The organism is Aquimarina sp. MAR_2010_214 (assembly GCF_002846555.1).
In the GTDB taxonomy this organism is placed as follows: Bacteria; Bacteroidota; Bacteroidia; order Flavobacteriales; family Flavobacteriaceae; genus Aquimarina.
In genome coordinates this window covers 730,663-743,803 of record NZ_PJMS01000001.1, presented here as the reverse complement: position 1 = coordinate 743,803, position 13,141 = coordinate 730,663, and the positions used below count along the sequence as shown (strand labels likewise).

The 13,141-nt window shown below is 34.5% G+C and carries 11 protein-coding genes; 1 reads left to right on the top strand and 10 read right to left on the bottom strand.

Features of this window, described 5'->3' with window-relative positions; all coding sequences use genetic code 11:
• Positions 1–6: 6 nt before the first annotated feature.
• The 10 genes from sufD to ATE84_RS03285 all read right to left on the bottom strand — a co-directional run bounded on the left by sufD (position 7) and on the right by ATE84_RS03285 (position 11,945).
• Positions 7–1,320, bottom strand: coding sequence for a Fe-S cluster assembly protein SufD (sufD, locus tag ATE84_RS03330; RefSeq protein WP_101445753.1), 1,314 nt, complete (start codon positions 1,318–1,320; stop codon positions 7–9).
• A gap of 4 nt (positions 1,321–1,324) precedes the next feature.
• Entirely contained in the window at positions 1,325–2,077 is a 753-nt protein-coding gene (gene sufC, locus ATE84_RS03325) for a Fe-S cluster assembly ATPase SufC (protein ID WP_101445751.1), read from the bottom strand.
• 45 nt (positions 2,078–2,122) lie between these two features.
• On the bottom strand, positions 2,123–2,506 hold the full coding sequence (locus ATE84_RS03320; RefSeq protein ID WP_199176852.1) for a hypothetical protein: 384 nt from the start codon (positions 2,504–2,506) through the stop codon (positions 2,123–2,125).
• 27 nt (positions 2,507–2,533) lie between these two features.
• Positions 2,534–3,979, bottom strand: coding sequence for a Fe-S cluster assembly protein SufB (sufB, locus tag ATE84_RS03315; protein ID WP_101445750.1), 1,446 nt, complete (start codon positions 3,977–3,979; stop codon positions 2,534–2,536).
• Between the two features lie 39 nt (positions 3,980–4,018).
• Positions 4,019–4,348, bottom strand: a complete 330-nt coding sequence (locus ATE84_RS03310) for an iron-sulfur cluster assembly accessory protein (protein ID WP_101450804.1) — start codon at positions 4,346–4,348, stop codon at positions 4,019–4,021.
• A 132-nt stretch (positions 4,349–4,480) separates the two neighbouring features.
• Complete coding sequence (locus ATE84_RS03305; protein ID WP_199176916.1) at positions 4,481–5,527, bottom strand: cytochrome-c peroxidase; 1,047 nt, start codon at positions 5,525–5,527, stop codon at positions 4,481–4,483.
• 6 nt (positions 5,528–5,533) lie between these two features.
• Complete coding sequence (locus ATE84_RS03300) at positions 5,534–6,307, bottom strand: MbnP family protein (RefSeq protein WP_101445747.1); 774 nt, start codon at positions 6,305–6,307, stop codon at positions 5,534–5,536.
• 5 nt (positions 6,308–6,312) lie between these two features.
• Positions 6,313–7,677, bottom strand: a complete 1,365-nt coding sequence (locus ATE84_RS03295; RefSeq protein WP_101445745.1) for a hypothetical protein — start codon at positions 7,675–7,677, stop codon at positions 6,313–6,315.
• A gap of 22 nt (positions 7,678–7,699) precedes the next feature.
• Complete coding sequence (locus ATE84_RS26785; RefSeq protein WP_369828491.1) at positions 7,700–10,402, bottom strand: choice-of-anchor B family protein; 2,703 nt, start codon at positions 10,400–10,402, stop codon at positions 7,700–7,702.
• Between the two features lie 295 nt (positions 10,403–10,697).
• Entirely contained in the window at positions 10,698–11,945 is a 1,248-nt protein-coding gene (locus ATE84_RS03285; RefSeq protein WP_101445744.1) for a choice-of-anchor B family protein, read from the bottom strand.
• Positions 11,946–12,094: 149 nt separating this feature from the next.
• Here ATE84_RS03285 and thiL point away from each other — a divergent pair, with 149 nt between their 5' ends.
• Positions 12,095–13,141: a thiamine-phosphate kinase gene (thiL, locus tag ATE84_RS03280; protein ID WP_101445742.1), complete on the top strand. Its 1,047-nt coding sequence runs from the start codon at positions 12,095–12,097 to the stop codon at positions 13,139–13,141.

The following is a 13,141-nucleotide window of genomic DNA, read 5'->3' as shown; positions in this document are numbered from 1 at the left end:
TAATTTCTACAAATCAAAACCAATATTTACACCGAGTTTAGTCGCAATTAGCTTATTAATTCTACTTTTTAGCTGAGGTATTTTTACGCTAGATAATACATTGTTTGCGAATGCATACATTAACAAAGCTCTGGCTTCTTTTTCTCCAATACCTCTGGATTTCATATAGAACAATGCATTATCATCTAATTGTCCAATAGTACAACCATGCGAGCATTTTACATCATCTGCAAAAATCTCTAACTGTGGTTTAGAATTAATGGTTGCCTTATCACTTAATAAGATATTGTTATTAGACTGAAAGGCATTTGTTTTTTGCGCTTCTTTATTCACAACAATTTTTCCATTAAACACTCCAGTGGATTTTTCTCCAAAAATTCCTTTATAATCCTGATGACTCTCACAATTTGGTTCAGTATGATGTACCAGAGTATTATGATCTACATGTTGTTTTCCTTCAATAATCGTTATCCCATTAAGAATGGAGTCGATTCCTTCACCTTTTTGATAGAAATTAAGGTTATTTCTAGTAATATTTCCGCCAAAAGCAAAAGTATGTACCGATGCTACACTTTGTGCATGCTGTTCGATATAAGTATTGTCAATCAAAGAAGCATTTTGGTTATCATTCTGAATTTTATAGTAATCAACAAATGCTCTTTTATCTGCAAAAATTTCAGTTACCGAATTCGTAAGAACAGGATTGTCTGTTAAACTCTGATGGCGTTCAATGATTTGCACATGAGAATTTTCTCCAACAACAATCAAGTTACGTGGTTGTAACATTTGGGCAGCTTCATTTCCTGTAGAAAAGTGTAAAACCTGTATAGGTTTATCTGCCAGTTTATTTTTTGGAATATAAATATAAGCCCCTTCTCTAGAAAAAGCTGTGTTCAAAGAAGTAAGCCCATCTTTACGAGCTACTTTGTTAAAATAGTTTTCAATTATTAATCGATATTTTTCATTGGTTAATGCTGATGACATTAAACATACATCGATCTTATCATGAGTTGTTTCAGATAAATGAGAAGAATATTTTCCGTCAATAAACACAATTTTATATGTATCCAAATCATGAAGGAAATACTTTTTTATATCTCTAAATTCTATAGCATTTTCTTCTCTTGGAAAAACACTGTAATCATGTTTTAATACAGTGTTTAGAGAGGTGTATTTCCACGCTTCTTCTTTTTTGGTAGGAAATCCTTTTTCTTCAAAAGCTTTAATAGCTTGGCTTCTGATATCATGAACAGCAGTATCAACATCTACTGTGTTTTCAAAGGCCAAAAAAGAAGATACCAATTTATCTTTCAACTCCATAATCTTAAGCGTTTATTTCTTCTTTAATCCAATCGTATCCTTTTTCTTCTAGTTCTAAAGCTAATTCTTTGGTACCAGATTTTACAATTTTACCATCATATAACACATGTACAAAATCCGGAACTATATAATCTAACAGACGTTGATAATGCGTAATCACTACGATAGCATTGTTTTCGTTTTTTAGTTTATTTACTCCATTTGCTACAATACGCAGGGCATCTATATCAAGTCCAGAATCTGTTTCATCAAGGATAGCAAGCTTAGGCTCCATCATTGCCATCTGAAAGATTTCATTACGCTTTTTCTCACCACCAGAGAATCCTTCGTTAAGAGAGCGAGATAAGAATTTGCGATCGATTTCTAATAGTTCAGATTTTTCACGAATTTTTTTAAGCATGTCTTTTGCAGGCATTTCTTCAAGACCTTGTGCTTTTCGTGTTTCATTTATGGCGGTTTTCATAAAATTAGTTACCGTTACCCCAGGAATTTCTACAGGGTATTGAAACGACAGAAAAACACCTTTATGAGCACGTTCTTCCGCAGCAAGTTCTTCAATATCTTCTCCTTCCAAAAGAATTCCTCCTTTGGTAACTTCATATTCTTCTTTACCTGCAACGATACTGGCTAATGTACTTTTCCCGGCACCGTTAGGACCCATGATTGCGTGTATTTCTCCTGCTTTTACATTTAGGTTAAGACCTTTTAAAATTTCTTTCCCTTCGACACTTGCGTGTAAATCCTTTATCTCTAACATGTTATATAAAACTTTTATCTCTTATGAGATATAATTTATTTATTCTTATTTTTCTAAATCAGAGCTTTTGTCTTCTTCAGAGGACTTAATCTTAGTTGGCAACTCTGAGGTTGGTGCACTAACTCCAATAATTTCTTTTATTTCTACTATTTCTTCCCATCCTTGTTCTGGATTGGGTTTTATAATTCCTTTTACTACTACAGGAACCATATCATATTCTTCTCTTTGCAGAGGTTCTACTTTTTTAGCAAGTTCAAGAGTGATATCATTAATTATCACACCATATATAAAGTCCTTACCTTTTAAGACTGCTGCATCATCAATAAGAATAAATTCGCCACGAATTAAATTAGGTTCTTCATTTTTGTTTTCGGATTTGCAAGAAAAAAGAATAAGGCTTAGTGCAATTAAAATAAATGATTTTTTCATTAGTGTGTAGATTTGATGGTTTCACAATTAGCCTACAGAACCTTCTAAAGAAATCTCCAGAAGTTTTTGAGCTTCTACTGCGAACTCCATAGGTAGCTTATTCAATACTTCTTTACTAAAACCATTAACGATCAAAGCGATTGCTTTTTCTGTATCGATTCCTCGTTGGTTACAATAAAAAATTTGGTCTTCTCCTATTTTGCTGGTAGTTGCTTCATGTTCTATTTGAGCGGTTTTGTTTTTAGTTTCTATATAAGGAAACGTATGTGCGCCACATTCATTGCCCATCAATAATGAATCACATTGTGAAAAATTACGTGCGTTGGCTGCTCTACTACTTATTTGCACTAATCCTCGATAACTATTTTGGGATTTTCCTGCAGAAATACCTTTAGAAATGATAGTACTTTTGGTGTTTTTGCCTAGGTGTATCATTTTTGTACCTGTATCTGCTTGCTGAAAATTATTGGTTACTGCAATAGAATAAAATTCTCCTACAGAGTTATCCCCTTTTAATATACAAGAAGGATATTTCCAGGTAATTGCTGATCCTGTTTCTACTTGTGTCCAAGAAATTTTAGCGTTGTTTTCGCAAATTCCTCTTTTGGTCACAAAATTATAGACTCCTCCTTTTCCTTCAGCATTTCCTGGATACCAGTTCTGTACTGTAGAATATTTTATTTCTGCATCATCTAATGCTATGAGTTCGACAACAGCGGCATGTAATTGATTTTCATCACGAGAAGGAGCAGTACATCCTTCTAAATAGCTTACATAACTCCCTTGATCTGCCACAACTAAAGTACGCTCGAACTGACCTGTACCTGCCTGATTGATTCTAAAATAGGTAGACAGCTCCATTGGACAACGAACACCTTTAGGAATATAGCAAAAAGAACCATCACTAAAAACAGCAGAGTTTAAAGCAGCATAAAAATTATCCTTTTGCGGAACCACAGCTCCAATGTATTTTTTAACCAATTCTGGATGTTCCTGAATAGCTTCAGAAATAGAGCAAAATATAATTCCTTTTTCTGCAAGGGTTTCTTTAAACGTTGTCGCTACGGATACAGAATCCATTACTATATCTACGGCTACTCCTGCTAATTTCTTCTGTTCATCTAAAGAAATGCCAAGTCTTTTAAAAGTATCGAGTAATTCTGGATCTACCTCATCAATACTATTGTATTTAGGTTTTTTATTTGGCGCAGAATAATAAGATATATTCTGAAAATCAGGCTTTTCATAAGTAACATTTGCCCATTCGGGTTCTTCCATCTGTTCCCATGCTCGAAAAGCTTCAAGCCTCCATTCTGTCATCCATTCGGGTTCTTCTTTTTTCTTAGAAATCGCACGAACTATATCTTCATTAAGACCAACAGGAAAAGTATCAGATTCTATATCGGTATAGAACCCGTACTCATATTCTTTGGTTTCTAATTCTTTTTTTAAGTCGTCTTCAGTATATGCCATTTTTATTACCCTAAATTAATTCAGGAACTTTTTTATCGATTAAAGGGAAAAACTTTCTCCACAGCCACAAGTTCTACTGGCATTAGGATTATTAAATACAAAACCGGTACCATTTAAACCACCAGAATACTCTAGGGTTGTACCGATTAAATAGAGAAAACTTTTTTTATCTACAATGATTTTCACACCATTATCTTCAAATACTTTATCTCCTTCTTGTTGTGCTTTATCAAACTTTAAATCATATGATAAACCAGAACATCCTCCGCTTTTTACACCTACACGCACATAATCGGTAACTGCATCATACCCATCCTCATTCATCAATTGGATGACCTTATTTTTTGCTATGTCTGATACCTTAATCATACTTTTTATAATATAGATTAATTCTAAATGAAATGCAAATATACTACATAAGTAGATTTTATACACAAATCCTAACATATATCTGCTATATATTAGAATAGGTAAAAACTATGGAGGTATAGAAAGAAGATCTTAAAATTCTGAAAAACGACTGTCATTTAGAAAATCATCATCTGTAAGTGTTTTTAAAAAAGCAATGATTTGTTGCTTTTCTTCAGTTGTCATTGGAATTCCCAAAACTCCATTTTGATCTTTAAACATTGGATCTAAAGTTTCAGAATCTACCATTCCATTACTATAATGATTTAAAACATCATCTAAGGTTTTTAATCGACCATCATGCATGTATGGAAAAGTAAGTTCAATATTTCTTAAACTAGGAACTTTAAATTTTTGTATATCCTCAGTTAATCCTGTAACACGTTTTCGTCCTATATCATTGTATTGAGGGTCAATGGGTAAACCGTTATTGCGATATGATTGATCGGTAAATAGAGTGCCTTGGTGACAAGAAGCACATTTGGTTTTAAAAAGCTCAAAACCAGCAGCTTCTTCTGTTGTGAATACAGAGCCCTCATTTCTTTCTATTTTATCGTATTTACTATTTGCTGAAATCATCATAATCATAAACTGAGAGATCGCCTTAAGCATATTTTCAGAATTGATTTTCTGATCGTCAAAGGCTTCTGCAAATAATTTTACATACTCTGGTTGTTCTTCTAATTTTTTAAGAATGCCATTGAAGGTTTCATTCATTTCTACTTCGGCAGTAATGGGTATAATAGGTTGAAGGTCTAAGTGTATTGCAGCTCCATCCCAAGTAAATTCTTTCATAAATGCCATATTATGTAATGGCTGCGCATTACGAGTCCCTAAAGCACCACCTACACCATGGCTTACAATGTGAGTATGGTGGGTAAATGCAAAATCCTGAATATGGCAAAAACCGCAAGAGATTACACCATCAGAGGCTAGACGACCATCATAAAATAACCTTTTTCCTAGCTCGAAACCTTTTTCTGTAGGAGGATTAAGTGTTATGTCATAAGTTGGGTTGGGAAAGTTTGAAGGTATCGTAAACTCTAGTTTTGCATTTTCTATTGGAACATAATTATCCTTATCAGAACTACAGGAAGTCCCAATAAGGATAATAGCTATATATGATACTAATTTCAAAATATTATTTTAATTGGATACACTAGTTGCACTAAACATAGTAGTTATATTTTCTGCAATTTTTGGAGCAAACACAGGATCTACCTGAATACTGTTTTTTTCTTCTAGTGAATGCGTATTGGTACCATCAAATATCTTTGCAATATCCACATTAATTGCTACTTCTGGTGATTTTGATTCTTTGATGGTCAATGTATTAGGTAATTCGAGTGTTATTTCCTTATAATTGTCTAAAGTGGTACCATGACTTCCTACATGAACTGTATAATCAGTATTGGTGCCACCATTTACAGTATATGTTCCTTCAAATTTAAGGAATTTATATCCAGCAGACCAGGACCATAACATTCCGTTTTCTTCTGCTGTAGGAATAAAATTAGCTATTCCGCTACCATCAAGGGGATATTTTGATTGGTCAACTCCAAAGCCAAATCTGATTTTAGTATATTCTCCTGCATCGATATCTGCAAGGCTTACTTTTTTACTTTCTATAGCCGCTTCATTGATTACAAAGTAGCTTCGATCTGCAGGGTATGTGAATTCTTCACCATTAGCTTTAATTAAAACAACATTGCTAATAATATATTTTAATTCTGAAATGGTATACACTTCATTACTTGCATTGGTATAAGAATCGGTAGTTAATTCGATGCCATTATTATTTATTGTGTTTTTAAAATCAAGGGCAACATTTCCGAAGGTTTTTATTGTTCCTTCATCGTCATTTTTACATGATGATACAATTACTAATGTTGCTATGAGAATGTATATTATATTTTTCATTGTGTTTATTTATATTTAATTATTAGTACGTCTTTGAATCCCTTATTATTGGGTACATCAAAGTCGTTACTTTCAGAATTGCCGACAACGACTATTTTTTTGTCGCTAGTTTCGATACAACCTTCTCCAAATTCTGCCTGACTACCACCACTGGCTAGTTTCCATTGGACTTCTCCATTAGAGGTTATAATTATACTCCAGACATCACTTTGTCCTTTGTTTTGTGCCACATCGATATCATTACTTCTTGAGTTACCCGTAATAACGAAACCGCCATTTTGCATTTTAGCAATAGCCCTTCCAGTATCAAAAGCGGTACCTCCCAATGATTTTTCCCAAAGTAAATTACCATTTCCGTCTATTTGTATCAACCAAAGATCAGCGTTTCCATTGGCATTAGAAATATTACCATCTACACTTCTGGAATCTCCTACAATTAGAAATTTTCCATCACCAGTAGCTGCAATTGCGTAGCCTACGTCAATCTCTGATCCGCCAAATGATTTTTCCCATAATTTGGTGCCTTCTTTATTAATTTTTACAGCCCAAAAATCATAACTTCCTTTACTACCAGTAACATCAAAATCAACACTTTCTGAAGATCCGATCATTAAAAACCCATCATCTTGAGTTTGTACTACATCATAGCTACGATCATTATTGGTGCCACCAAAAAAGCGTCGCCACTCTTTTTCTCCAGAGGCATTGAGTTTAATGCCCCAGAATTCTCCTACTCCGTGTTTTGAAAAACCATTTTTGTTATCATTGCCTTCTCCACCACTAGCGGTTACATCAAGAAAACCTGTAATAAAGTATCCGCCATCACGAGTTTGTACCACAGAAAAAGCTCTGTCTATTCCGGGAAACCCAAAACTCTTTTCCCATTGTATACCTCCGGATGCATCTGTTTTTACAATCCAATAATCTTGTAATCCAGCATTTGCACTTACATCTTCATCGGCACTTCTACTATATCCAACTAATACGAATCCTCCATCGGTAGTTTGAATAATTTTCTCTCCTCTTTCATCTCCAGAACCTCCATAGGTTTTACTCCATGCAATTTCTCCTTCTTTAGTTATTTTGAGTAACCAATAGTCACTATCTGGAGCAGTTTTATCTGTAATATCCCCATCAATACTTTGGGTATATCCAGCTATTGCATAACCCCCATCAGTAGTTTCGACTACTGATAGGGCATTATCTTCATTACTTCCTCCAAATGTTTTTACCCAGTCTATTTCACCCAGAAATCCTTCTAAAGGGGGAACAGGTGTCACACTATCTTCATCGTCGCTACCGCAAGCAATCAAACTTAATGTTGCTATAAAGACAATAAATACATTGAATAAGAATTTAGAGCGATTCATTTGTTCATATATTTTAAAGGCATTATTTTTTTACAAAACGTTTGGTAATAACACCTTGATTTTTTGTAGTAATTTGTAAGAAGTAAACTCCTGTTTTCAAGTTAGAAACATCTATAGTATTTTTAACGGTTCCTTTACCTACTAATTGCCCTACGAAATTTTTGATTTCAAAATTTGAAGGCTGATTAGAAGCGTTTTTACGACCCATAAATATATTCATGATAGATCCCTGAACCGGATTTGGGAAGATCGAAAAGGAGATATTTTCTGTTGAAACCAAAGAAGCACTAGCGGCAACACTGGTTGTAAGAGAGACATTGTCAATAGCTACATCAGATTGCCATGTAGCCCCTGTAACTCTATTAAACCGTAGTTTTAAAGACTCGCCAATATATGGAGAAAGATCAAGATTAATACTGTTCCAGGAGTTTCCTTGATTGCCAGTTTTATTCCAAATACTTGTCCATGAAGTCCCATCATTTGTTGATGCTTCAACAGCAATACTTCCCATGTCAGATGCGCCAAACATATGATATGTAAATGTAAATGCAGGCGAAGAAGTACCACTTAGGTCAAAACAAGGAGATGTTAGTATTGCCCGTTTACTAGGAAACCCTGTTCCATTTCCGGAAGCTTCTACATACAAATAATATGTTCCTTCATTCGCACTTGATGGACCTGTGTTTCGTGATGGGGTATCACTGGAGTCAATTGTCCAATCAATATCTTCAGATGATGATTGTGTCCATGCGCCAAGAGTATTTTCAAAGCTTTCATTGTATGGAAATGATGATACTCCACCGGCACAAACATTGCCGCTACCCTCAGTAATAGTAACTGTATAATCTTCTACTTCGCCATATTGGAATGACTCACAAGGTTTAGGAACGGCATTGTATTTCATAGAAACACGCATTCTGGTTGATACCGCAGAAGCACTAGATGGGATTGAAAATGTTCCGCTAACAGGAGTGTTTCTGGTTGCATTCTGCGACCATACTTGTTCCCCAGAATCTGCAAAGTCTCCATCTTGATTAAAGTCGATCCATACACTATACCCTTCACTGTATACTGTACCTGACCATGTTGGAGTAATGGTAATTGTATGTGATGTGCCTTTTGCAAGGCTAGTAGATATAGAGGTGTTGTCTTCATAACCACCGTTGGATGCACCAGATGTATTATTTATACTTCCAATAGATACATTACTAATATATTCATCAGAAACACTATTCCCATTAGAATTACAATAATTCACTTGTACATCTGTAGTTGTAAAATTAACAGAACCACTGTAGTTAGAAGAGGTTCCATCTTGACATTTACTTCTTACCTGTGCTTCATAAGATGTATTGGCAGACAAGCCAGTTATAGTGTAAGAAGTTCCGTTTACCGCGTTTGTTGTCCAGGAAGAAGTTCCTGTCTGACGATATCTCAAATCATAAGATGCATTGGATACAGTGGTCCAATTGATAGTGGCAGAAGTTGCATTTATGTTAGAAGATCCGACGCCTGTAGGAACGGTTGCCTGACATACTGCGGGTGCACTTTTTCGTATTAAGAAAAACCCTCCTTGAATATCACTTATAACAATGTTTCCGCTATTGAAATAGGGGTATACGTTCCACGCACCATCCATAGTTACACTATTGCTAGAGGTATAAGTATCAAAGAACCCTACTTCTGTCATGGTTTTGGTACCAATGTTAGAAATATCTAGAACTCTTATCCCTGCTCTATAATTTGCCAAGTAGAATAAATTACCTTTTACATAGCCATTATGATCGGTGGCAGGTGTAGGGCCAAAATAATTAAAATGGAATTTTGGATTATCTAAATCTTGAAAATCAAAAACTACTGTTTTTGTATTAAAACCAACCCCTTGTTCATCGAGTTCATCTCCCAATATGAAATATTTCAAGTCTTCTGTAAACCACCCTTGGTGAGTATATTTAACATCAGAATATTTTATGGTCGATATTGTTTTAGGGTTTGATTTATTAGTTATATCAGCTATTACGATTTCAATTTCGTTGCTGCCGATTAAGATCTCTTTTCCGGTATAATCACTATCTGGTCCATTATAAGTAATAACCTGAGCATCATGAGTATATGCTCGTTGACCGGTGGATAAAAGCCCTCCTGCATTAGTAGGGTTTTTAGGGTCTTGAATATTAATAAAGAGAGGTCCTCCTTTATAAGGGCCAGAGTTTCTTTGAGCCCCAACCACATAGGCATATCCAGAATCTTCATTGATTACAATATTATGTGCATTTCCAAATTCTGTATACCTTTTATCTGCTGTAAAAGTTTGAGGGGGATTTGCTACATTACGTAATCTTGTAAGATCAAAAACCTGCATTCCGTGATTGGCGGCTTCACTTACAATAAAAGCATGATTTTTATACACTTTTACATCTCCCCAAGTACTATTAGTGGTAGCTGTTGGTAGTTTGCCAAGATAAATAGGGTTAGTTGGGTTAGAAATGTTTATAAATGCGGTTCCGTTATCCAAACCAATTATTGCATATTCATTACCATTTTGTGGATCTGTCCATCCCCAGCTATCATTACCGGACCCGGCACTCATTTGGGATAATGTGACTTGAGACATGAGATCGTAATCTTTACAGGGATAAGAACCTGCAAGGCCATTTTGACATGGAGTCTGACCATAAGAGAATACTGCTGATATTAACAGCAGAAGAGTAGTTAGAGTTTTCATTGAGCTTGTGTTTTAAGAGTTAGTTAGAAATCAAAGTTTATGTCATACGCTAATAGTTTAATTTTTAAAGAATTAACTAATTTATTGATTTTATATATAAGTATTTATCGATGACACATAGGATTTGCATTATTTTAACTATTTTTAACATTTTTTCACATAATTTTGAGTTAAAAAATGAGGAATTGTATAAAAAACACTTCTTTTTTTGATCAATCAAAATTGTAAAGATTTATCAGGGCTCTAAATAAAAATCATATCTTGATGTATTTATGGAAATGGAGCTTATTATATTTTATAGAGTACTTTTTCGGATCAATAAAAATCCTGCTTGGATATCACTAATTACAATATTTCCACTTTCAAAATAGGGATATACATTCCATACACCATTAAAATTTGCACTATCACTTGAAGGGAAAGTATCAAAAAAACCAACTTCAGTCATATTTTTATTTCCAATATCAGAAATGTCAAGTATTCTAACTCCGGCTCTATAATTAGCAAGATAAAATGTATTTCCTTTTATGTATCCATTATGGTCAGCAGCAGCAGTAGGACCAGTATAATTCATATGAAATTTAGGATTATCAAGATCTTCAAAGTCAAAAACTATGGTTCTGGTATTAAACCCAACTCCTTGCTCATCGGTTTCGTCACCTAATATAAAATATCTCATATTTTCGGTAAACCACCCTTGATGTGTATATCCTACATCTGTATATTTAATAGTTGATATAGTAATTGGGTTATTTTTATCTGTAATATCCGCGATTACAACCTCTATTTCATTACTGCCAATTAGTATTTCTTTACCGATATAATCGGTATCAGGTCCTTGATAATTGATTGCTTGTGCATCATGACTGTAGGCTCTATCTCCTGTAGAAAGAAAACCTCCTGCTGCAATTGGATTTTTAGGATCTTGTATATTAATAAATACAGGACCTCCTTGATAAGTTCCCGACCTACTTGTTCCTACTGCATATGCAAATCCAGAATCTTCATTAATAACTATATTATGTGCACTTCCAAAATCAGTAAAATGTACATCGGCATTAAAAGTTTGAGGAGGGTTTTTTACATTTCGTAGTCTGGTAAGATCGAAAACTTGCATTCCATGATTGGTAGCCTCACTTACAATAAAAGCATGATTTTGATACACTTTTACATCTCCCCATGGGCTATTTACAGTTGCTGTTGGTAATTTGCCTAAATATATTGGACTGTCTGGTGTAGAAATATCTATAAAAGCTGTACCATTATCCAGACCTATCACGGCATATTCTTTACCATTTTGTGGATCTGTCCAACCCCAGCTATCATTACCGGTACCTGCAGACATTTCTGCCAATGATATTCTAGAGATCAGATCATATCCGCTACAAGGATAAAATCCACCAGCTAAACCATTTTCACAGGGGCCAGATTTAACGTCATTTGTAGCAACAGGGGGATTAAAAACGTCATTACCATTATCGTCACCACTACAACTTATAAAAGCTGCAAATAATAACAATTCGTATATAAAATACCTTTTCATAATGTTTTTCAATTTTACTAAATGTACTAAACTTTTTCGAGTATTATTTTAATATCCCTAAGCTACAAGACTTATAGGTTAGGTTTAGATGGTTGAAAAATCAGAAGTTTTTTATGAATTGAAATCACTTTGTTACCTACCTTTGCAAAATGATTGAAGACAAGAATACACCGAAGACACAACTATCTGAATTGGGAGAATTTGGACTTATCAACCATTTGACCAAGAATTTTGAGATCAAACAAAAAACAACTTCTCTTGGGATTGGTGATGATGCGGCAGTTTTGGATTTTGAAAACAAAAAGTGCGTATTAACAACAGATTTATTGATAGAAGGAGTACATTTTGATTTGTCGTATGTTCCATTAAAACATTTAGGATATAAAGCAGTGGTAGTTAATCTTTCTGATGTTTATGCAATGAATGCACGAGCATCACAAATCACAGTTTCTATTGCGGTATCAAATAGATTTCCCTTGGAAGCATTAGAAGAATTATATGCAGGAATTGAAACTGCTGCAAAGATTTATAATGTAGATGTCGTAGGAGGAGATACCACCTCTTCAACAACAGGGTTGCTTATTAGTATTACAGCGGTTGGATATGCAAATGAAGAAGATTTAGTATATCGTAGTGGAGCCAAAGAAAATGACCTTCTGGTTGTAACTGGTGATTTGGGGGCAGCATATTTGGGGCTTCAGGTGCTAGAGAGAGAGAAACAAGTCTATGAGGTTAACCCTAATTCGCAACCAGATCTGGATCAATATGCTTACATTATTGAGAGGCAACTTAAACCAGAAGCGCGAAAAGATATACGGGAACTTCTTAAAGCATTAGAAGTAAAACCAACAAGTATGATTGATATAAGTGACGGATTGTCATCAGAAATAATGCACCTTTGTTCTCAATCTAAAGTTGGAGTAAATTTATATGAAGAGAAAATCCCGTTAGACCCTACAGTTATAGCTACATGTGAAGAATTTAAAATGAATAGTACGACAGTAGCGTTAAATGGAGGTGAAGATTATGAATTATTGTTTACCATAAAACAAGAAGATTATCCTAAAATAAAAGCAAATCCAAGTCTTACCGTTATTGGTCATATAACAGATGAGAAAAGTGGAATAGGACTAGTAACCAGAGCAAATGAAAAGATAGCAATACAAGCCCAAGGATGGAATCCAATTAAGGAATAA